This window comes from Vibrio cyclitrophicus (genome assembly GCA_023206055.1).
In the GTDB taxonomy this organism is placed as follows: domain Bacteria; phylum Pseudomonadota; class Gammaproteobacteria; order Enterobacterales; family Vibrionaceae; genus Vibrio; species Vibrio cyclitrophicus_A.
This window is the reverse complement of sequence record CP065366.1, coordinates 1299069-1320727: the sequence shown is the minus strand read 5'-3', so window position 1 is coordinate 1320727 and position 21659 is coordinate 1299069. Positions and strand designations below refer to the sequence as shown.

General features: G+C 45.5%; 19 protein-coding genes. 8 read left to right on the top strand and 11 right to left on the bottom strand.

The annotated features are described in order from the left end of the window. Positions 1 to 552 precede the first annotated feature (552 nt). From ITG09_05915 to ITG09_05900, 4 genes are all read left to right on the top strand, one after another. Positions 553 to 1179, top strand: a complete 627-nt coding sequence (locus ITG09_05915) for a magnesium transporter (GenBank protein UPR53157.1) — start codon at positions 553 to 555, stop codon at positions 1177 to 1179. After that, on the top strand, positions 1179 to 2168 hold the full coding sequence (locus tag ITG09_05910; GenBank protein ID UPR53156.1) for a biotin/lipoyl-binding protein: 990 nt from the start codon (positions 1179 to 1181) through the stop codon (positions 2166 to 2168). Before ITG09_05915 ends, ITG09_05910 begins: the two co-directional genes overlap by 1 nt. Positions 2169 to 2453: 285 nt before the next feature. Further along, positions 2454 to 4430: an MBL fold metallo-hydrolase gene (locus tag ITG09_05905; protein ID UPR53155.1), complete on the top strand. Its 1977-nt coding sequence runs from the start codon at positions 2454 to 2456 to the stop codon at positions 4428 to 4430. Between the two features lie 168 nt (positions 4431 to 4598). Beyond that, on the top strand, positions 4599 to 5090 hold the full coding sequence (locus ITG09_05900; protein ID UPR53154.1) for a hypothetical protein: 492 nt from the start codon (positions 4599 to 4601) through the stop codon (positions 5088 to 5090). A 106-nt stretch (positions 5091 to 5196) separates the two neighbouring features. Here ITG09_05900 and cyoE read toward each other — a convergent pair whose 3' ends face one another. The 7 genes from cyoE to ITG09_05865 form a co-directional block, all read right to left on the bottom strand. Continuing rightward, entirely contained in the window at positions 5197 to 6069 is an 873-nt protein-coding gene (cyoE, locus tag ITG09_05895) for a protoheme IX farnesyltransferase (protein ID UPR53153.1), read from the bottom strand. 7 nt (positions 6070 to 6076) lie between these two features. Then, positions 6077 to 6388: a cytochrome o ubiquinol oxidase subunit IV gene (gene cyoD, locus ITG09_05890; protein ID UPR53152.1), complete on the bottom strand. Its 312-nt coding sequence runs from the start codon at positions 6386 to 6388 to the stop codon at positions 6077 to 6079. After that, the gene (cyoC, locus tag ITG09_05885; GenBank protein UPR53151.1) at positions 6388 to 7023 is read right to left on the bottom strand and encodes a cytochrome o ubiquinol oxidase subunit III; all 636 of its coding nucleotides are present in this window, start codon (positions 7021 to 7023) and stop codon (positions 6388 to 6390) included. Before cyoC ends, cyoD begins: the two co-directional genes overlap by 1 nt. Then, positions 6995 to 9070 (bottom strand): cytochrome o ubiquinol oxidase subunit I, encoded by a 2076-nt coding sequence (gene cyoB / locus ITG09_05880; GenBank protein UPR53150.1) that lies wholly within the window; start codon positions 9068 to 9070, stop codon positions 6995 to 6997. The genes cyoC and cyoB overlap by 29 nt, the downstream gene beginning before the upstream one ends. Before the next feature lie 5 nt (positions 9071 to 9075). Further along, positions 9076 to 9972: a ubiquinol oxidase subunit II gene (cyoA, locus tag ITG09_05875; GenBank protein UPR53149.1), complete on the bottom strand. Its 897-nt coding sequence runs from the start codon at positions 9970 to 9972 to the stop codon at positions 9076 to 9078. Between the two features lie 743 nt (positions 9973 to 10715). Continuing rightward, positions 10716 to 13814, bottom strand: a complete 3099-nt coding sequence (locus ITG09_05870) for an efflux RND transporter permease subunit (GenBank protein ID UPR53148.1) — start codon at positions 13812 to 13814, stop codon at positions 10716 to 10718. An 8-nt stretch (positions 13815 to 13822) separates the two neighbouring features. Next, a complete protein-coding gene (locus ITG09_05865) occupies positions 13823 to 14938 on the bottom strand; it encodes an efflux RND transporter periplasmic adaptor subunit (protein ID UPR53147.1) in 1116 nt (371 codons plus the stop codon). Between the two features lie 235 nt (positions 14939 to 15173). Between ITG09_05865 and ITG09_05860 the strand changes: the two genes are divergently transcribed. Beyond that, positions 15174 to 15788, top strand: a complete 615-nt coding sequence (locus ITG09_05860) for a TetR/AcrR family transcriptional regulator (protein UPR53146.1) — start codon at positions 15174 to 15176, stop codon at positions 15786 to 15788. A gap of 42 nt (positions 15789 to 15830) precedes the next feature. On the opposite strand, the gene ITG09_05855 is transcribed toward ITG09_05860, so the two are convergent. Beyond that, positions 15831 to 16727, bottom strand: coding sequence for a LysR family transcriptional regulator (locus ITG09_05855; protein UPR53145.1), 897 nt, complete (start codon positions 16725 to 16727; stop codon positions 15831 to 15833). 182 nt (positions 16728 to 16909) lie between these two features. Here ITG09_05855 and ITG09_05850 point away from each other — a divergent pair, with 182 nt between their 5' ends. Together ITG09_05850 and ITG09_05845 are read left to right on the top strand one after the other, a co-directional pair. Continuing rightward, entirely contained in the window at positions 16910 to 17215 is a 306-nt protein-coding gene (locus ITG09_05850) for a monooxygenase (GenBank protein UPR53144.1), read from the top strand. 48 nt (positions 17216 to 17263) lie between these two features. Then, positions 17264 to 17638 carry a hypothetical protein gene (locus tag ITG09_05845; GenBank protein ID UPR53143.1) on the top strand — a complete coding sequence of 125 codons (375 nt, stop codon included), beginning with the start codon at positions 17264 to 17266 and terminating at the stop codon, positions 17636 to 17638. 128 nt (positions 17639 to 17766) lie between these two features. Here the strand turns inward: ITG09_05845 and ITG09_05840 are convergent, their stop codons facing one another. Both ITG09_05840 and ITG09_05835 read right to left on the bottom strand, forming a co-directional pair. Further along, positions 17767 to 18309, bottom strand: a complete 543-nt coding sequence (locus tag ITG09_05840; GenBank protein ID UPR53142.1) for a cytochrome b — start codon at positions 18307 to 18309, stop codon at positions 17767 to 17769. 109 nt (positions 18310 to 18418) lie between these two features. Continuing rightward, positions 18419 to 18937 (bottom strand): lipocalin family protein, encoded by a 519-nt coding sequence (locus ITG09_05835; protein UPR53141.1) that lies wholly within the window; start codon positions 18935 to 18937, stop codon positions 18419 to 18421. A 316-nt stretch (positions 18938 to 19253) separates the two neighbouring features. Here ITG09_05835 and ITG09_05830 point away from each other — a divergent pair, with 316 nt between their 5' ends. Continuing rightward, positions 19254 to 20984, top strand: coding sequence for an amidohydrolase (locus ITG09_05830; GenBank protein UPR53140.1), 1731 nt, complete (start codon positions 19254 to 19256; stop codon positions 20982 to 20984). Between the two features lie 99 nt (positions 20985 to 21083). On the opposite strand, the gene ITG09_05825 is transcribed toward ITG09_05830, so the two are convergent. Continuing rightward, positions 21084 to 21572: a hypothetical protein gene (locus tag ITG09_05825; protein UPR53139.1), complete on the bottom strand. Its 489-nt coding sequence runs from the start codon at positions 21570 to 21572 to the stop codon at positions 21084 to 21086. Positions 21573 to 21659: the final 87 nt, after the last annotated feature.

Here is a 21659-nt window from a genome sequence, read left to right as displayed (position 1 = left end):
ATGATCCAAACCAAGTTAATGAACAATGTTTTCTATCTGTATATGAGCCTTTTCAAATAAATCACCCTACCGATTTAGAGTTATAACTACTAATCGTAATTACGATATTATCAAATCGTAATTCTGGGTAGATACTGGTCAAAACTCTTCCTATTATCCTGCTAACAAATCAATCATCAGCCCAAATAGAAAACTGACAAATGTTTTACTTTGGTATGTCAATTGTCATGGAAGAGCCCCTCGATTGCCGAGGTATTACACGTAATAAAACAGTCGCTAGAAAGCCGCACGAATATTAATTCGAACGCTTCATCGCCATTTCATTTACGTCTGCTGACAAATAATAAAGATTGATTTGTAGAGAAGCATATTCGCTTCTTGATACCGAGAATCGGTTGTCTGGACTGTGCAATATCACTTTAAATATCATCTGTTACTTTTGTTTATTATGAGCACTAATCTACCCACATAATAGACATCTACTTTTTAAGATGTCATTAAAGGTTACTTCTAGGCTGCAAATTCTCTCTTCTTATTGATGTAGGTTGAGATATGAACTTTATAAAAATCATTTTCCAGAAAATCTGGGCCGTTGTGATGGTCTTGATTAAATTCTGCCTGTTTATGGCGGTAATGTTTGCCGGTGCATGGGCTCTTGCACCGTTAGGCACAATCCATTCTAAAGACATCGACATGTCTCAATTCAACAATCATCCCAATGAAATGATGATGAACTTCTTCCAGATGGAGTACTTCTCTGGTTATTTGTTCTCAGTGACCATTGCTGTGGTATTAGCCGGTGTTTACGGCATGTGGCAATTGCATGAACTGGGAGTGCATAAAGCAAAAGAGCACAAAAGCGCTCACGTACAGATCGTGTTTGCACTGTCACTTTGTGGACTGTTCATCAGCAAAACATTCTGGGTTATCGCCTTGGTTATCGCATTGGCGAACTGGAAACATATTGGTCAATCACTGAGTGATGTTATTCGCCGTGGTGTTCAGCCTAAACAAGATGCGACTAATGCAGCGACAGCGGCTGTCCACGTATCACCTGAACAATCGGTAACAGAGCCGTCTCAAACAAATCAGTCTCCAGTAGAACAATCTTCTAAAGAACAGGCTTCAGAAGAAAAGGCTCCAACAAAACCATCCCCTACAGAAAAAGAGGTCGCATAATGAAAGAGATGATGATTCCATACATCCTAATTGTATGGTCACTGTTTGCGACAGGTGCACTGAAGAAGAACTTCAAAAACTACACGTGGGCTGCCATTGGCGGCGTAACAATCCTTGCGGTATTAGCGGTTATCTCTCGCTTATGGGCACCGGTTGATTTAACCAACTCAACCACAGTGAAAGCACCACACGCGGTAATGTCACCTATCTTTGGTCAGCAGATCGACAAAGTGCTTGTTGAGCACAACCAAATGGTTAAAGAAGGCGACGTAATTTACACACTCGTCGACATCGATTCTGCCGCAGACAAAGCAAAGATCGAATCTTCAATTGTTCAGAAAGAAGAAGAGATCAAGCAAATGACTCGCGACTTAGAGCGCGCTGAAACGTCACCTGAAATCTTCAATATGCGTGACGTAGAAAAATACGACTCAGACCTTCGAGTGCTGCACGCTCAACTTGTATCGTTAAAAGCCGATCTACAAAAAGTAAATTGGGCGCAAGAGAAGAAAACCATTAGAGCTGAATTTGATGGTCAAGTATCGATAGTGAATATTGCTGAAGGTTCTGTCATGGGTAACATGCACCTCTACAACACCAGCAAAAAATTCCTTGAGATGCGTATTTCAGACCAAACTTACGGCTATGTTCAAGTAGGAGACTTCGCAGAGTTCTTCGTTGATGCCTACCCAGGGCATGTGTTCAGAGCAAAAGTACACAGCTTTAATGCAGGTACGGGTGAGTCGAGTATTTCTCCACTTCAGGGGCCACAAAGCGTCGGTCAACACGTGGTAAGAAACGGTAACGGTTTAGGTCGTACCATCGTACTTGAGATCATCGAACCAGAAGGTTTCAATATCCCAATTGGTTCAGCTGGCGCAGCTTGGATTTCTGCTGAGAAGCCACATCCATTCTGGGGCTTTATTGATGTAATCGGTGCGGCAACGGTTCGCCTACAATCTTACAAGTCTTACTTAGGTGCTTGGTAAGTGCTTAGGTTTTCGGTAAGTACTCAGGTTCTCGGTAAACACTTATATAACAGCCATTAATTCCAAATTAAATGCCCTGAATGTCAGGGCATTTTTGTATCTGTCACAAGCTCATCTGGCTAATTGATTCAGATCAATTAAAATCGTCAATACAATCATTAACAAAATAAAACATCGTAAAAACGATAGATTGAAATCCTATTAGCGCGTAGATAGCGCCCCCTCTCCTGTCTATTATTTGGCTCAAGAAATCCAATTCCTGTATCCAAATATAAGGTCACTATCATGACTAACACATTCAAAAAAATGGCACTTCCAGTTGCAATCGCAAGTGCACTATTTGTTTCTGGCTTTGCATCAGCAACGCCTGTTGTTGAAGCTACATCAACGGTAGGCCAAGAGCTTCAAACCGCAAATGCAGCTCAATACCAAAACATCGATCTTGATGCGCGCTACAAAAGCGAGGTTCTATTCGAACACGAATCAAACATGTTCTGGGGCAAAGGCGAACGTATCCAAGTGCTTTCAAAAACGGGCGATTCACTGGCTTTCACAGAAGAGTCTGATCACGTACACCCAATCCTAACCAAGCACGGTCGTAAGATGGACCAAGCTATCATCAAAGTTGATGACAATATTTACCTTGGTTACGGCTTCGGTCTGGACACTCCAGTCATGATCGAAGGTGACGATGGCATCATCATCGTTGATCCAGGCGAATCAGTACAAATGGCCGAATCGGTAAAAAACCAATTCCGCGCCATCACAGACAAACCAGTAAAAGCGATCATCTACTCGCACAACCACATTGACCACATTTCTGGTGTTCGTGCATGGGCAACAGATGAGCAAGTGGCTTCTGGTGAAGTGAAAATCATCGCTCAAGAAGGCCTAACCGCTGCAGTGGCTAACTGGTCTTCAAACCTCGGTACACTGTTTGGTCACCGCACTTCTTACACAGGTGCAAAACACGTTGAAGAAGGCGAACACGGCACAGTAAACGATGGCCTTGGCCCTCGCTTCATGCAAGGTGATATCTCGTTCATTGAGCCTAATATGCTCGTTGAAAAAAATGGCACATTAGACATCACAATCTCTGGCGTTCACATGCAGATCGTAAACGTGCCATCTGAAACTAAAGATGAAATCGTGGTTTACCTTCCAGAACAAAAAATCCTGCACGCAGCAGAGGTTCTACAAGGCGAAAACTTCCCGAACCTACACACGATTCGTGGTACGAAATTCCGTGACCCAAGCATGTGGTTCAAGGGCATCGACGTTATGCGTCAATTCGATACAGAAATCATGATCAACTCGCATGGTCGTCCTGTTGAAGGCAAAGAAGCGGTAGCGGATGTACTAACGGCTTACCGTGATGCAATCCAATACACACACGACCAAACGATTCGTCACATGAACAAGGGTCTAACACCTGACGAACTTGTTGAAGTTGTTAAGCTACCTAAACACCTTGCTGACCACCCTTGGTTAGGTGAGCACTACGGTACTGTTGCACACGCTGTTCGCCAAATTTACGTAGGCTACAACGGTTTCTTCGAAGCCGATCCGTGGCAGCTAGAGCCAATGGCTTACGAGCAACGCGCTAAAGCGTTCGTAGAAATCATGGGCGGTCGTGACAACATCATCGACACAGCGAAAGCCGCGATCAAAGCAGAAAACTACACATTTGCAGCAGAGATTCTTTCTTACCCAATCACGGTGAACAAAGACGACATGGAAGCTCGCGCACTGAAAGCACAAGCTTACAAAGCATGGTCTGCAGACCAAGTGAACATCAACTGGCGTAACTGGGCATTAAATGCCGCTGCTGAGCTAGAAGGTACTCGCGATTTCTCTAACATGATCAGCTTTGCTTCTGTAGACGTTCTAACAGCCCTACCAAGTAAGCAGATCTTCGACATGATGACGTCGACTCTAATTGCAGAGAGCACGTTAGATGTAAACATGGCGCTAACGTACAACTTCTCTGATACGAATGAGTCATTCACTATCGAAGTTCGTAACGGTATTGCACAGCTTCATGAAACAGCTGTAGAAGGCGCAGATGTTCAAATCAACACTTCTCGTCAAGTGCTGAACCAAATCCTGATGGCTGGCCCTAATGCTCAGCAAGTGATTGGTAAGAACATGCAGTCTGGTGAATTCAAGTTCTCGAATGGCGATATCAAGGGCTTCGGTCTCTTCATGAGCTACTTCGACAAGCCTCTTTCTCCTGAAGAACTGATGCTTATCGTTCGTTAATTGGATATACACCAATTAAAGGCCTGCTAAGGATGGCGAGCCGATAACTAAGGGACCCATAGTGGTCCCTTTATCGTTTATTTATTGGTACAGTTCGCAGCCTTCACTCAACGATCTAGGTCTATTGTTAGGGTAAGGAAACTGCCCTACTTCGTTTAAGGTTCACACATGCTAAAACGTTTTGTTCTATTGCTTTCACTCAGTTCTTCTCTGGTATTCGCTTGCGGCTTACACCAAGAAACCGGGTTTAGTTTGGTGACTGAACCGGGCTCACTCGAAGTGTTTGGCAACATCATAAATGCTCGACAAGATGACGAGTTCGGAAACCTAGATAAACCGGATCATTTCAAACTGTTTGCGATAAAATCAGCCCTCGCAAAGGCACATCCGAGCAAGATTGAGTTCAACTTATTTGAAGCAATTAAAGGCCACTACAGCCAAATCAGCATTGAAAAAGGCGTGAACGTTTCAGGAAGAGACACTTTGCCGACAGAGAACGATTTATTGCTTATTACAGAGCTCGATGTGTTCGATGCATTGGCGAACGGAACGATCTCTTGGGATCAAGCGACGCTGAATGGATTAGTGGTAATCAATGGCCCTCAAGACAAACGAGAGCAACTTGAAGATTGGTTTAGTGATATTTTCGAGGGGCTGTAGTTCTCAGCTGAACGGCAATATAGATGACAAGATAAACAGACAATCAGATAAAAGGTCGTTGAACCCTCGGATTTAAAAACAGTGAGGGTTCAACGACAAAACTAAATCAAAAAAGCGTAGGCAACGGAATCAGTTCCAGTCCAAGTACGCCGCTGATGCTCATCACCACCAGCAGAGAGACCTTGAAGACTGTCTTTGACCATTGGATGTAGTTAAGACAATCAACCTTACGGAACGTCACTTTGGTCCACATAAAGCAAACGGCTGCCGACACGGCTAGGTATTCATAACCCGCCTCTCCGAGTAAAAATAACCCCAGAGCAACCGCACCAAACGCCACCACATAAGCTTTCATGTGCTGATGTGCTTTATCAACGCCCTCTTTCACCGGTAAAACAGGAATGCCTGCATCGCGGTAATCTTGAATGCGGAACATCGCAATCGCATACGAGTGTGGCATTTGCCATAAGCAGAACATGATGAACAGCAAAACCGCTTCTAAGCTCAAGTAATTCGTCACACCAAGGTAACCAACTAATGGCGGAACTGCGCCAGAGATACTGCCAACTAAGGTGCCGTAAACCGAATTACGCTTGTACCACATTGTGTAGAAAAAGACGTAAAACACATAGCCAAGCAACACCACAACCGCAGACATCGGATTAACAAATTGAAACAGTAACGCTGTGCCTGCCAACAACATAACTAACGCATAGATAAATGCGACGTCTGTGTTGATATTCCCCTGAACCAATTCACGGTTCTGGGTACGTTTCATTTTCTGGTCGATATCTCGATCAAAAATGTTGTTCACCACGCAACCTGATGCAATCACCAGCCCTACACCCGCTAAAGTCGTCAGTAACAACATCGCACTGGCTGGTTCTGTTTTTGCGGCGAGGAAGAACCCCGCCGCAACAGAAATCAGGTTGCCGAAAATGATGCCCGGTTTGGTAATAGACAAATATTTTTTCAGCATACCTGGCCTACAACTTCATGTTGACGTTCATGTTGTAGATGATCCATACCGAGCCAGCGATAAGAATCAATACAACAATGGCAGTAAACATCAGTGACACTAAGTTCCAACGCCCATCGGAAGATTTCGCTTCCATATGCAAGAAGTACTTAAAGTGCACAAAGATTTGCACCAGCGCACAACCGAACAAGATCACGTAAGTTTCCGTGCTTGGTAGCGCATGTGACCACACAATGTAGAACGGAATAATGGTCAGAATCAGTGACGCAATAAAGCCTTTCACGTAATCCGTTGCACCGCTGTATAGATGCTGTTCCATTACATCACCCCCATTAAGTACACGATGGTAAATACGCAAATCCAAACGATATCAAGGAAATGCCAGAACAGGCTTAAGCACTGGAAACGCATCGACATGTTGTCGTTCAAGCCTTTGGTTGAAAGCTGGTGATACGCCACCGCCATCCAAATCAGACCAAACGTTACGTGCAAACCGTGTGTGCCGACCAAGGTAAAGAACGCAGAAAGGAATGCGCTTTCTTGAGGGCCATAGCCTTCTGCAATCAAGTGATGGAACTCATACACTTCCATACAGATAAAGGCTAAACCCAATACGAAAGTGACTTTTATCCATCGCTTCAGTCCGGTAACGTCTTTGCGCTTCATCGCAATCATGCCAAAGCCAAAGGTGATACTACTGAACAACAGCATCATGGTTTCGACAAACACGAACGGCAGTTCAAAGATATCTTTGCCTGTCGGACCTGCGATAGATCCACTCTCAAGCACGGCATAAGTCGCGAAAAGCGTGGCAAACAGGACACAGTCACTCATCAAGTAAACCCAGAAGCCAAACAACTTATTGCCCGCAGCTTCGTGGTGATGATCATGCGAGTGTGCAAGATCATAAGTGTGTGACGGAGTATTAGCTTGCATACGTCGTCTCCAAATCATCTTTATTGTCGTTGTTATCACTGTCAGCACTGTTACCACGACCAGAATGGTCGCCTTTCACTGACTGTTTCTTCGCTTCTTCAAGCTGCGCGCGTCGAGCCGCTTCAATCGCTTTGATCTCTTCAACTTCCACGTAGTAGTCCACATCGTCGTTGTAGCTGTGTTGAATACACGTCACCACGATGCCCACTAGGCTTGCTGCTGCTAACCACCAGATGTACCAGATCATCGCGAAGCCAAATGCCAACGCCCATGCAGAAACATAGATGCCTGTCGGTGTGTTCTTCGGCATGTGAATACGTTCGTATTCTTCTTCCTGAGTTGGGTCAAACTCACCACTTTGCTTTTGATACCAGAACGAATCGATCTCATCGCCCTTAGGCAGTTTTGCAAAGTTATAGAACGGCGGTGGTGAAGACGTTGCCCATTCGAATGTACGTCCACCCCATGGGTCACCGGTTAGATCTCGGTTTTGGTCGCGGTCACGAACACTCACATAAATCTGAACGAACTGACACACCACACCCATCGCAATTACGCCGGTACCAGCAGCCGCAACCGCCAGTAAAGGGAAGAACTCAGGGTTGATGTCTTGGCTCAAACGACGCGTCATGCCCATAAAGCCCAGAGCGTAAAGCGGCAAGAACGCCATCAAGAAACCGATGATCCAGCAGTAGAATGCGCGTTTGCCCCAAAGCTCGTTCAGAGTGAAACCGGTCGCTTTCGGGAACCAGTAACCAATCGCAGCAAAACAACCGAAGACAACACCACCGATGATTACGTTGTGGAAGTGAGCAATCAGGAATACTGAGTTATGCAGAATGAAATCTGCGCCCGGTACTGCCATCAATACGCCCGTCATACCACCAACGGTAAAGGTGATTAGGAAGCCCACTGTCCACATCATTGGCGTGGTAAAGCGGATGCGTCCTTTGTACATGGTGAACAGCCAGTTGAAGATCTTAACCCCGGTTGGGATAGAGATAATCATGGTCGCGATGCCAAAGAAGGCATTCACATTGGCGCCAGAACCCATGGTGAAGAAGTGATGCAGCCAAACCACAAACGCTAAAATAGTGATAGCCACCGTTGCCCATACCAGTGAGGTATAACCAAACAGTTTTTTGCGAGAGAAGGTTGCAGTCACTTCAGAGAACACACCGAAGATAGGCAAAATTAGGATGTACACCTCAGGATGTCCCCATGCCCAAATTAGGTTCACATACATCATCACGTTGCCACCAAGATCGTTGGTGAAAAAGTGCGTGCCGATGTATCTATCCAAAGTCAGTAACGCGATGGTGACCGTTAGGATTGGGAAAGAGATGATGATCAGGATGTTGGCACACAGAGACGCCCACGTGAATACTGGCATCTTCATCATTGGCATAGACGGAGTACGCATGCGCAAAATAGTCGCGAAGAAGTTCACACCCGTTAACGTGGTACCCACACCGGATATTTGCAGCGCCCATATCCAATAATCGACCCCGACTCCCGGACTTGCCTCAATACCAGACAATGGCGGATACGCCAACCAACCCGTACGGCCAAATTCACCTAAACCCAGTGACATGTTGGTTAGGATGATACCCACTACAAACAGCCAGAAGCTCAGGTTATTGAGGTAAGGGAACGCAACATCACGAGCACCAATTTGCAGTGGCACAATGATGTTCATCAAACCGATAACCAAAGGCATCGCGACGAAGAAAATCATGATCACGCCGTGAGCCGTGAAGATCTGGTCATAGTGATGTGGCGGTAAATAGCCTGTCTCACCCGCTGCAGAAAGCAATTGCTGACTACGCATCATGACGGCATCGGCAAAGCCACGAACTAACATCACCATCGCGACCGCAATGTACATGAAGCCCAATTTTTTGTGGTCTACAGAAGTAAACCATTCATTCCAAAGGTATTGCCACTTACCGGCTTTTGTTACCGCATACACCACTAAACCACCCACTAAAGCGATCATGATTAACGTGAACAAAATAATGGGTTCGTGGTAGGGAATTGAGTCTAGAGTTAATCTTCCAAACATGACGATTATCCTTGGGTTTCCGGCAAACAGTTCATTGAACCAGGGTGCTGGGTCACGACATCAGTGAATAAAAATGGTGGGATACTGGAGAAAAAAGTCACAGGTTCAGCAACACTTGGCGCAGCCAATGAACGGAATTGCTCCCAGTCTTCAATACGGTCTGGGCTAGCTTTCACTTTTTCCACCCAGTTTAGAAACGCCACTTGATCAGGCATGGCTGATGCGGTGAATTTCATTTGAGAGAACCCTTTACCACTGTAGTTCGATGCAAAACCTTTGAAGTCACCTTCGTGGTTCGCGATCAAATTCAGCTTGGTCACCATTCCCGGCATCGCGTAGATCTGCGAGCCAAGACGCGGGATAAAGAACGCGTTCATGATGTTGTCTGAAGTTAGCTTAAACGTCACCGGTACATCTTTCGGGAACGCAACATAGTTAACCGTCGCAATGTTTTGCTCCGGATAGATGAACAGCCACTTCCAGTCCAGAGAGACCACTTCGATCACCATAGGCTTAACGTCACTCTCCAGAGGCTTGGAAGGCTCTAGTTCGTGTGTTGTTCGCCAAGTGATGGTGGCCAGAATCGCAATAATGATGATTGGAATCGTCCATACCACTATTTCAATCTTGGTTGAGTGCGCCCAGTCAGGTGCATACTCTTCTGTGGTGTTGCTTTCACGGTATCTATAAGCAAAGTAGATGGTCATCAGGATCACGGGGATGACGACAATCAGCATCAGCAACAGAGCAGTAATAATCAGCTCCTTTTCCTGAACGCCAACGCTACCTTTTGGGTCGAGCAATGCGGAGTTACATCCTTCGAGCATCAGGACGGTTCCCACCAAACCAATCCTCGACAGATTTGCTCTCGATAAAATGCGTTTATATCTTGAAGCTTCCATTAACTTTCTCGATGGTTATCCAGCCTCAGAACGAACGCCCGAGTACTGGTTGTCATGGTCATTAGAATATTTATGTGTTGAGCATGTGAAACGACGCATCTCAAAGCGAAACTGAATTAGCCACGATTTTGAACAGTCGACAGTTGAACAGTTCAACTGCCAAGTTAAAGCCGCAGTGCTGCGCAGCCGAAACATTGCCGCACGGTTAAAACCACACAAAAAATATGACTTAATTGTTACACTTTGAAACACATTGTTACATTTGGCGCATTATGAGGAGTTGAAATTGAAAGCTCACCAAACAAACTTGGAAACTAACCTTCCAGTTATGAAAGTGAGAGGTGGGAAATTGATGCAATTCAGACGCACAACATGAACGTGCCACACGAGTCGAGCCATGTACGGAAAAGGATTAAAGCGAAACGGGAGAGATCAAAGTAAACACACAGTAGAAACAACAATGATTGATTACATTAGAAAGAGCGAATTAAGCAAAGTGTGATGACTGTCAAATTTATGAATTCACATAAGATTTTAAAGGTATTTAGAAAAGACATCAATTCAGACAGCAACCCATCAGGCATTCAAATAACACCCTGCTTTTTATGATAATCATGTCAGTTATACGCAGCAGAAAACGGGCAGAAATGGGGATAAAAAGCCGATTTCATGAGTATTTTGATGGGTTTTAAGTGGGTGTTACTCCCCTCAATAGAGAGGAGTAAGGGTCACCAAAGAAGAGATTATGCTGTTGGTTCGACGACGGTTTTGCGCTGATTTTTAGTCATCAAATGATAAACCACAGGCACAAAGTAGAACGAGATAAGAGTGGTTAATACGGTACCGCCGACAATCGCGACCGCAAATGGGGGCCAGAAACCGCCACCAGCAATAATCAACGGCATAAAGCCACCAACGGTTGTAATCGTGGTCGAGCTGATATGGCGAGTACACGACATCACTGCCTCAACGACCGCATCCACATTGCCTGATGAGGCTTGCTTATCGAGTTTCAATTCCGTCAGAATCACGATGGCAGCGTTAATCGCTAAGCCCGCAATCCCGAGCATGGCGATGATCACAGTAAAGCCGAACGGATAACCGAAGATCCATACCGACAACAGCCCTAGCCCACCAGCCAATCCTGCTACCATGAAGATGATGCCACTCATTCGGAACGAGTTGAACGACATCACCACCACCAACACCATCAATACCACCACGACTGCGACATTCGAGATCAGGCTATTGACTGAATTGTCTCGTTCAGCGGATTCGCCACCAAAGCCAATCGTGTAACCCGATGGCATCTGATAGCTTTCTAAGCGTTTTTGGAATTCATTAAGGACAGTTTGAGGTAAGACACCCGCTTCAATGTAACCCTCAATGGTATTGACACGCTGCCCGTTACGACGAGTAATCGCGCCACGACTGGTAGTCAGTTCAAGCTCCGCCAGAGTCGAAACATTAATCCCCGTGGAATAGAAATCAGAACTGATCGGCAAACGAATATTACTTAAGTGCGCCAAGTTTTCACGCGCATCATCCGCGACACGAACACGGATTGGCACCGATTCACTGCCCTCAATCACTGAGCCACTTTCACGGCCTGTTAGCGTAGTTTGCAGCATGCCAGCAAATTGATTGAGTGAGATGCCGTTAAGTTTCGCGGTGTCTTCATCGACCTTCAACCACACCTTAGGCGTACCCGGTTGCAGTGTTTCCCTTGTGTGAGTGACATGAGGAACACCTGCCAGAATCAAGCGTACATCTTCGCCAATCATTTTCAGTGTATCGAGGTTTTCACCATAAACACGCAGCTCCACTGGCGCAGTAAATGGAGGCCCTTGGTTTAGCTTGCGTACCAAGATTTGTGCTTCCGGCACCTCATTATCCAGCACCTTTTGTATCTGCGGAATTAGCGCATTGGCTTGGTCAAAGTTCTCTGTTTTGACCATGGCTTGTGAGAAGTAAGGCGCGTTGTTTTGCCTTGCCTGCAAGTTGTAATAGAAGGATGGGAAGTTCGCTCCCACTAGCCAATCAATGCGCTCCACTTCTGGATAGCGATGAATGATGTCGTCGATTTTTTCAGAGGTGTTTTTGGTGGCGTAAATGCTTGCTTGTGGCGGCATGTATACCTGAATCTCAAACATGTCTCGGTCTGATGGCGGGAAGAACTGCTCAGTCAGTTGAGACATACTCCAATAGCCAGTAAACGGAACCAACAACACCAAAGCAATAGTGATGATTGGATGCGTGACACCAAAGCGAACAGAAGACGAGAACCAACGTGTTAGTGCAGGAATTCTCAAGCCGGTCATGTACCAATGGTGCTGGCCTTTCTTATCAACGTCGCTGAGTTGTTTCGGTAATAACTTGGTCGCTAAGCCTGCAATTAAGGTATGCGAGATAATGTAAGAGCCGATCAACGAGAAAGAAACGGTAATCGCGATACCACCAACGAATTCACCCGATGCACCCGGCATCAGAATGATCGGCGCAAACGCCAGAACCGTGGTTAATGTTGAGCCTAGCAAAGGCACCCATAAATGTTTCAACGCATTCATGGTTGCTTCGGCTCGCTGTTGTCCTTTCAGGCGGTAAGCCTGAATGGTATCGACCATCACTACCGCGTTATCCACCATGATCCCGAGCGCCACAATTAAGCCCGTCACCGACATCTGGTTAATAGGCACACCGGTCATTTTCATGATCGACAGCGTCAGCAATGAAGTTAACGGCAGAGATATCGCCACTAATATTGCAGCACGCACACCCAAGGTCACGAACAATACGATCAAGATAAGCCCAAAACCGATCATCAAGCTTTTGCCTAAATCGTCTAAACGAGTTTCGGTATAACCTTGTTGGTCGAACAACACAGTGACATCGATGTTGCTGGGCAGCTCTTGTTGGAATTTCTCAATCAGAGCGTTAGCACGCGATGTCCAATTATCGACACGAAGATCAGGGTGCATTCTTGCCGCGACAATCACACCTGGCTCACCATCAATAATGGCAATCTGGTCTTGTGGGGTTTTCTCACCACGTCTCACAGAAGCAATGTCTTCCATACGGATAATGTGACCATTACTGTCGGTGGCTATTGGCACTTGCTTAATACGCTCAATAGAATCGAGTTCAGATTTAATTTCTAAGCCAAAGCGAGAATACGCACTGACTAATTCACCGGCAGAGTTCTTAGCATCCGCTCCTTCAAGAGACTCTGCAATATTGGCACTTGAACGCCCAAGGGCAGCAGCGTCTGCGGTGCGTAAACTGATTTGAATCTCTTCTTGTGGCATCCCGTATTCGTCAACGAATTCAGTACCCGATAAGGTTCTCAACCGTTTGGCTAACTCTTTAGCATAACGGCCAAGCGTCAGTCGATCCGGCTCACCTGCACCAGACCAAGTCAGCGCGGTAATCGTGGTAAAGGCATAGGTGTGGTCGCTGTCGAGATCGGGAGAATGTGAGCCCGCAGGCAAGATGGATTCGATGTCAGACAGTTTGTCACGCGCTTGAGACCAAACCGGCTCTGGCTCGGTGATGGTGTCATTCAATTCTAGCGTGACAATAGACACGCCCGGCCTTGAGGTTGAGCTCACCAGTTTAACTTCACTCAGCTCACGCAGCTTATTCTCGATCACCTCAGTAACTAAGGTTTCAACTCGCTCGGCACTGGCACCGGGAAAACTGGTGGTAATGTTGGCGTAACGGTTGATGATGACTGGATCTTCTGCGCGAGGCAGCGTCATGAACGCAGAAATACCACTCACCATCAGCAGTGCGGTCATTAAAATAAGCAGTCGAGTATTGGAAATAGTCTCTATGATTTTCATACTATTTCCTATTCAGCAGTAACGTTGGCTGGCTTCACGGTTTGACCTGGAACCAAGCGATGTAGACCACTCGCGATCACCTGCTCGCCTTCGGTAATGGCACCACTGACATAAGCTTGTTGGTTATTAGCAAACAGAACCTGAACGCTGCGGCGCTCTACTATATTGTCTTCACCCACCACGAAGATGTTCCACACACCGCGTAAACCATCAATCAAACCCGTTAATGGCACCCAATAACCTTGGTCGTCAATTTGCTCATCAAACTGAAGATAAGCAAGCTGCCCTTCTAATACTGAAGCTTGCTCAGGAAAAAGGTAACGTAAACCGACACTGCGAGACCGAGTGTCGACCATTGCGCCGGGATTCAATAGCTCCACGGCATAATCTGTTCTCCCAACTCGGATGTTAGGCGCAGAAAGCGAGGTAACTTTTTGCATTTGATGTGCAGGAATACCAATGAACGCTTCTTTACCTTCAGAGGCAAGCAGTGTCAGTGTTGGGTTGCCCACATTCACTACATCTCCCAAAGAGACAAAACGCGTTGCAATAGTGCCCGAATAAGGCGCAAGCACTGTCGATTTCACCAGTTTCAATTGATTGCCTTTTACCGAAGCATCAATGCGCAGTAAGTTGGCTTGCAACACGCGTTGTTCACTGGTTAACGAATCAATTTCCGCCTCAGCACTGAAGCCTTTTGCTTTCAATGAACGCTGACGCTTTAAGTTCGCGGCAACAAGGCTCAGTTGAGCTTTCACTTCTTCGGCTTGTGCTTTCAATTGGCTAGACTCGGTTTCCAATAGTTGGGTATCCAATCGAATCAACGGCTGACCAATTGTGACTGTGTCACCGACATCCACCAGAATCTCGTTTACTTTGCCCGCCAGTTCGAAACCTAGATTAGCCTGCTGACCCGCCTTAACCACACCCACATATTCACGCTGCACTGCATAAGAGGAAGACAGCGCCAAGGCCATCGTTTCCACAGTTAAAATGGTTTGGACGCTCGAAGCCGTTTGATTGGTTGAATCAACCGACTCTTGGGCTTGTTCCTTTTCGCCACATCCAACAAGAAAAGCCGACAACGCTACTGCCACTGCGCTTCCCTTCATCAATTTATACATACTTCCTGTTCCTATGCGGTACTCAATTATGTTCTTTTTTTAGACTAACCAAATCAAACTAGACTGTCTAGTTTGATTATGTTAAAAATAAGTTTCATGGTTAATGATTGATAAAACCATCACAAAAAGCATAATGCTTAGCGCTAAATGAGATACCTATAGCGGAGTATCAATAGGCACTAAGCAAAGAGACAAGCTAGGTAACGAACCAACACCAAGTAACGAGAAACAGCACGTGACAAAAATCATCAAGAGTGAACAGAAGAGATCGCAGATCTTAACCGCAGCAAGCCAACTTTTCTCTGATCATGGCTTCAAGATCAATATGGATCAGATAGCGAAAGCAGCGAACGTTTCTAAGCAAACGGTCTACTCCCACTTTAAAAACAAAGACGAACTTTTCGAAACCTGCATGCAAACCAAGTGTGCGGAACGCGAACTCAGCCCTTCAGCATTTGATATGAATGCCACTTTGGAAGAAGAATTGGTGAAGTTTGGTGTGAAGTTTCAAGATTTGTTACTTGATGAGCAGTCTAGGCAGACCTTTCAAAATGCGGTGAGCCAATCCACCACACATCCAGAAATCGCTTCTATTTATTTAGAAACAGGACCACAGAAGACCACTAAGTTACTCGCTGATTATTTGCAGTCGAAAATAGATTCGGGTGACTTAACGCTTTCAACATCAAGTTCACCGATCATTGCTGCACGACAATTGTTGCTGATGTTTCATGGTAAGTCGGCTTATTGGGCATTCTTCGGACACGACAGCGGCGAGTCACAAGATGAAAGACTTCACTACACGCGTGAATGTGTCGCACTATTCTTAAACGGCAACCGACCTCGTTAATAGCTCATAACTCATAGCCCATAACTAAGTTTCTCATAGCCCCTAGCCCGCATTTTGGGCTGATTCAAGAAGCAGTTCATAAAAACGTTTTGCAGCTGGGCCTGTCTTCGCACCTTTCGGCAGAGTCAGATGCAACGGCACTTGATAACCACTGCCATTTTCTACATTCAATACAGCAAGCTTGTCACTGCCTCGGCTATCGACAATATGTTTAGGTAACCTGCAATACCCAACACCCTGATCTACCGCGCCAAAGGCATGGTCGAAATTATCCACCGTAATACGCTGGCTCGACTTCAACCAACCCACATCCTTCTTCTCTCCCAACTTTTCAACCGAACCTAAATCTCTCACCACAATTTGTGGCAGCGACGACAGTTGATTGAGCGATATGGATGACATGCTAGCCAACGGATGCGAATTCGCTACAACGGGCTCCATCTTGATAAACCCAAAAGCTTCTGCCGAGTAATTGGTAATTGGCAAATTAATAATGGCAACATCGGCTCGTTCTTGAGTGACCATTTCGGTGGTCTTCGAGAGTGATGTTTCTATCACTTGTATTGAGGTTGTATTGTTCTCTGCCATAAACGCAGCCATCGGCTTATAAAGGCGCTCAAGACAGCACAAATGATCAACAGCGACCACAATTTCAGACTCCACACCCTTGGCTAACTGCTCACTGATCAGCTCAAGCTCTCGCGCTTGTTCCAGCATGCTGCTCGCCCTACGCAATAAGGCTTTGCCATCTTCCGACAACACTGCCCTACGACCTTCAACCTGCACCAAAGACACACCCAGTTGGTCTTCCAACTTTCTCAACGCATAAATCAGTGTGGTGTGGCTCTTATTCAATTGCAGTGCCGCCGCCTGAATGCTGCCAGCGCGGTCTATCTCATAGAGTGTTTGCCATTGGTCGAGGGTGGTCTTTAATCTCATCGGTCTAAAATCCTGACAGTTAATGGCAATATTATGAACTTTTCTGTCTGTTTTTTACAGGTAATATCTATTTCAACAGGTAATATAAATCTCAACAACAAACGAGAATGGCTTGTTTGTCTTAAACACCTATTTTTTATAGCGGATTTTGTTAAACGAAATTTGTTAAACGGAGAAATACCATGAAACTACTACAAGTTGATTTTGAATTTAACGGCCCTTTCGGTGAAGAAATGTCGAACGCACTGGTAGACCTAGCTAAGTCCATCAACAACGAGCCGGGCATGATCTGGAAAATCTGGACAGAAAACCAAGCTGAGAAACTGGGCGGTGGTGTCTACCTTTTTGAAGATCAACTCAGTGCTGAGGCTTATTTAGCCATGCATGCCGCTCGCTTAAAAGAGATGGGCGTAGAAGAAGTACGTGGCGTGATTTTTGACGTAAACCAGCCGTTAACTACCATTAACAAAGGCCCAATCAACGGCTAATAGAATGAATCAAGAGTTAGCGAAAGGCACGAGATAGAGAGATAACAAATGAACCATAAAACGTTTTTAAGCCTACACGGCATCATTTACGCAGGGTTTGCCTTCGCGTTGTTTTTCCTACCAACGGTCATGTGGCCTATGTACGGCGTGGAAATTAATGACAAGTACGCTTACTTTCTCTCTCAACACACCAGTATCTTCCTTGGTGGTATTGCAGCGATAACATGGTTACTGCGAGATATTGAAGCGGGAATCAGCGCTAAAAAACTCATCCAAGGTTTGATTATCGCCAATATGCTGGGTGCGATTATCACACTGTATGCGGCTTTCACCGGTATCTTTGCTGGCTTTGGTTGGAGTGATCCTGCGTTCTTCCTTTCGCTATCAGTACTGAGCGTATTGCAGGTTCGCAAGCAAGCTTAGTGAGTACGATTTGCAAGTAACACAAACAAAAAAACACTCGGTATATGCCGAGTGTTTTTGTATTCATCTTTCTATCAAGCCCAAAGTTAGATTCGCTAAATAAGAAATAATCTTGATGTCTGATTTCGCTAATTGCTAGCAGACGATGAACGACCAAGCATTCGGCTCAGTGTGCCATCTTTGTCCACTAGTTGGTGTTTCAATGCACCCAAAACATGAAGAGCAAACGCCACCATAATTAAGTTCACCGCATTAACGTGAACAAAAGAAGCTGCAGACTGCAACCATTCCGTTTTCTCACCAGCGGCGATCAACTCTATGCCGAATAGCTCTAATGCACGTCCACCCGCCACGCTCATCACGGCACCAGAGATAGGCATCGCCAATGTCACCAACAGTAAGAAATGATGGATGCTTTTCGCGGCAATTTCTTGTGCTCTAGTTAACACAGCAACGCTAGCAATCGCGCCTTCTTTCATACGCCATGCCAGACGCGAAAGTGCGACAACTAAAACAATCAAACCTAACGATTTGTGCAGCCCCATTAACTCGCCTTTTTCGGGGCCTCGAGGCATGCCTTCGAATTGAAGTCCAATAACAAACACAGCGATAAACAAAATGCCGGTAAGCCAATGGAAAATAACCGTCTGTTTCGATAATGATTTATTCATAATGACCACTCTATGTCTCTGACCTAGGTGTTATTTTGACTCATTATCATTACACTTAACATGGTCTTTGCGTAAAGTTACGTAAAGACCAAGAAACCGCTACATACCCTTATTTAGAATGCTCCACATAAATCAATTCATCGGTGTTGAAGCCACGCTCTTTCGACATCGCTTTGAACTTCTCCATAACCTCAGATGAGACTTCTGGTGTTCGAGAAAGCAGCCATAGATAATCGGTATCTGGGCCAGAAACAAACGCGTATTGGTAGTTCTCTTTGTCCAACTCAAACACCACGTAAGCGCCATAGAATGGACCAAAGAACGACACTTTCAGGTAACCCTGATCGCTGCCTTCGACAAAATACGCCTTACCTTCCGCTTCGTTCCATTCGCCCTCTTCATCCGAATAGCCGCGGTTAATCACCTTCACACCACCATCATCACGTAAGCTGTATTCGGCACTGATGCTATTAAGCCCGCGCTCAAACGAGTGGTCCAAACGAGCCACCTCGTACCATTTGCCTAAATATCTATCCAATTCAAACTGTTGAACAGGCTTTACTGTTTCAGGCATGCCGACACACCCACCCAATAAGATGACACTCAACAGCAATAATATTTTCTTCATCCTAACCTCGACTTGTTTTAAAAGTAATTCGAGTAAGTCATGTGAGAGTCTAACTTACATCCTTGGTAATACGTTAAATCCGTTTAATTGGTTCATATAACAGTAAATTATTCAGAAGCTTATGTGAATCGTTTTGTCAGTGAATCAGTGATACTTCATTGCCGCGCAATACTGAGTCGGTGTCACCGCTAAATATACTGCAGGTGAACTTAATCAGGAGAGCAACTATGGACACTTTATTATTAAAAATCCGCGATATGATTCTTGCCACTCGCTTTCTATACTTATTAAACAGTGGAATATGGAATACATAAGAATGAACAACAAGCTCACTTTGCCGCACACTGCATGGATCGCGTTAGTCACCAGTTTAGGCGCTGTTTCGCCGGTACTTGGACAAGACAACACCGTTGTGCAACAGAAAACAACTGCCCAAAGCCAAACTGCTGACCAAATTTTTACTAATGCCGACATATACGGGCATCGTGAGTCAGACTCAATCGTTACTCACAGAGGTAAGATCATTTTCATTGGGGAACACTCGCAAGCGAAAGCTTTTCAAGGGCAAAATACCGATGTCATCGACTTAGAAAATGCCTTTGTGTTGCCGGGGTTCATTGATAACCATAACCATGTTTTCGAAGCCGCCTCAGAGTTGGGTGGTAATTGCGAACTGGATTCTGAAGCCACACTCGAAGAACAAATCCCTTACTTAGAAGCCTGTAAAATCAACGCCGAGACCGATGGTCGAGGTTGGCTGATGGGTTATGGTTTTTCTCTAGAGTCGACACTCGACAGCAATTATGACTACACGCCACTAGAGATCATCGACAGTATCTTCCCGGATCGTCCCGTAGTCATCATGGAGCAAACCTCACACTCGATGTGGGTCAACTCAAAAGCCTTAAAAATAGCCAGAATCAGCCAACAATCTCCTGACCCACAAGGTGGCGCTTATTTAAAAGACCAAGACAGCGGCAAGCTCAATGGCATCTTATTAGATAACGCTGGCGACCAAATTATGGAGATGGCGTGGAACAGCCAAAGCGAGCTCTTTGAACAAAGCTACCAAGGGTTAATGTTCGGTCTTGAAGAAGCCGCTGCGCACGGCATTACCACCATCGGTGACGGCCGGATGTATTGGAAACGAGGTTGGTATGACGTTTGGCTAGAAGCGAAGCAAAACCAAGATTTGACGGCTCGAGTGTCGTTACGCCCTTGGGTATATCCATCGATGGTAATGCCTTCTCAGCTCGAAGTATTCGAGAAGATGTATTCCGATGACAAAAGCCGTCTGCTACTGGTCGATCAGGTCAAAATGTACAGCGATGGCATCTTCATTAATGGCACAGCAAAAACACTCGCACCCTACTTGGATACTTATCTGCCGCAGTCGCCGAATGGCTTGAACTACATACCACCAGAACAGATGAAAGAATGGCTAACCGCGCTCGATAAAATCGGTTTTAGTGCGCACATTCATGCGATTGGTGACGGTGCGGTTCGTGAATCCCTTGATGCTATCGAAAGCGTGCGTAAACAAGGCTCGCAAAAACCTTACACCTTAACCCACATTGAATTAATCAATGATGAAGATGTTCCCCGCTTCAAGCAGCTCAATGTCTCCGCAGATTTCCAAGTCGGTTCCGATTACGTAGCCAAACATCAACACCAATGGGCCGAAGCCTTCCTCGGAGCTCGACGAGCCAAAGCCATGATGAACCTAGACGCGATACTCAAAACCGACGCCAACATCACCCTAAGCAGTGACTGGAATGTACACGACATCAACCCTTTGGTCGGCATCGCAAACAGCCTAATCATGGGCAAAACTGGCCTAACCGATATCTACACCGCTATCGACGCTTACACGATCAACGTAGCTAAAAGCCTTGGAATTGAAGACGTAACTGGCTCTATTGAAGTGGGGAAATCGGCTGACTTCGCCATTCTCGACCGAGACATCACCACAGTATCAGCAAGACAAATAGCCAAGACTCAAGTGTTGATGACGGTGTTGCGAGGCGATGTGGTTTACGAAAAATAGAACCAATAAGCCATCGAATTCGTTAGCGCCACACAAACGAAAACGAGCCAACTTATTCAGCTGGCTCGTCTGTTATTCACATAGGTATTTTATGTTGTGTTACGCGTTAGTCTCTTTAAGCGCTTTCACATTTGAATCTTGCTTATCATCAAGCGCAAAGTAGATCTTCGATACAATCACTTCAGCAATCAGAATCGTAAATACCACAGCGAAGAACGCTACCACACCATTCCAAGGGCCAGTAAAGCTGACCTTCTCGCCGAACAATAAGTTAATCGCTTCTAGCATCACGAACTTTGAACCCACCAAGATGATGTAAGTCGTGATTGCTCGGTAAACCTTAGGTGCGGTACCCGGCTTACTTTTGAAGTGTTCGGCAATCTTGTGTTCCAAACCAATAGACAGCTTCAACAGTAATTGCAGTAGAACCGCGGCAATCAGAGAGATAGTAAAAGACTCAATATTTACGAAATCCCAGTACTCATCAAAAAAGTTAAGTACCACTAAGTCCACCAGCACGGCTAACGTGTAACCGACGAATAGACGTTGTGGTGTGTTGAATCCGTAAACTTTGTCTGATTTAGTCATGTTGTCTCTCTCTGAATGGATAAGTAGTCTCGATTTGAAATACATCTTAGCGTTCGAATCGAAGCAAAACTTACCATTTCATGACAC

Excerpts from the sequence above, each read along its gene's own strand:
- ITG09_05915 (UPR53157.1), top strand. The coding sequence starts at position 553 with ATGAACTTTATAAAAATCATTTTCCAGAAAATCTGGGCCGTTGTGATG.
- ITG09_05910 (UPR53156.1), top strand. The coding sequence starts at position 1,179 with ATGAAAGAGATGATGATTCCATACATCCTAATTGTATGGTCACTGTTT.
- ITG09_05905 (UPR53155.1), top strand. The coding sequence starts at position 2,454 with ATGACTAACACATTCAAAAAAATGGCACTTCCAGTTGCAATCGCAAGT.
- ITG09_05900 (UPR53154.1), top strand. The coding sequence starts at position 4,599 with ATGCTAAAACGTTTTGTTCTATTGCTTTCACTCAGTTCTTCTCTGGTA.
- cyoE (UPR53153.1), bottom strand. The coding sequence starts at position 6,069 with ATGCTGAAAAAATATTTGTCTATTACCAAACCGGGCATCATTTTCGGC.
- cyoD (UPR53152.1), bottom strand. The coding sequence starts at position 6,388 with ATGGAACAGCATCTATACAGCGGTGCAACGGATTACGTGAAAGGCTTT.
- cyoC (UPR53151.1), bottom strand. The coding sequence starts at position 7,023 with ATGATTTGGAGACGACGTATGCAAGCTAATACTCCGTCACACACTTAT.
- cyoB (UPR53150.1), bottom strand. The coding sequence starts at position 9,070 with ATGTTTGGAAGATTAACTCTAGACTCAATTCCCTACCACGAACCCATT.
- cyoA (UPR53149.1), bottom strand. The coding sequence starts at position 9,972 with ATGGAAGCTTCAAGATATAAACGCATTTTATCGAGAGCAAATCTGTCG.
- ITG09_05870 (UPR53148.1), bottom strand. The coding sequence starts at position 13,814 with ATGAAAATCATAGAGACTATTTCCAATACTCGACTGCTTATTTTAATG.
- ITG09_05865 (UPR53147.1), bottom strand. The coding sequence starts at position 14,938 with ATGTATAAATTGATGAAGGGAAGCGCAGTGGCAGTAGCGTTGTCGGCT.
- ITG09_05855 (UPR53145.1), bottom strand. The coding sequence starts at position 16,727 with ATGAGATTAAAGACCACCCTCGACCAATGGCAAACACTCTATGAGATA.
- ITG09_05850 (UPR53144.1), top strand. The coding sequence starts at position 16,910 with ATGAAACTACTACAAGTTGATTTTGAATTTAACGGCCCTTTCGGTGAA.
- ITG09_05845 (UPR53143.1), top strand. The coding sequence starts at position 17,264 with ATGAACCATAAAACGTTTTTAAGCCTACACGGCATCATTTACGCAGGG.
- ITG09_05840 (UPR53142.1), bottom strand. The coding sequence starts at position 18,309 with ATGAATAAATCATTATCGAAACAGACGGTTATTTTCCATTGGCTTACC.
- ITG09_05835 (UPR53141.1), bottom strand. The coding sequence starts at position 18,937 with ATGAAGAAAATATTATTGCTGTTGAGTGTCATCTTATTGGGTGGGTGT.
- ITG09_05830 (UPR53140.1), top strand. The coding sequence starts at position 19,254 with ATGAACAACAAGCTCACTTTGCCGCACACTGCATGGATCGCGTTAGTC.
- ITG09_05825 (UPR53139.1), bottom strand. The coding sequence starts at position 21,572 with ATGACTAAATCAGACAAAGTTTACGGATTCAACACACCACAACGTCTA.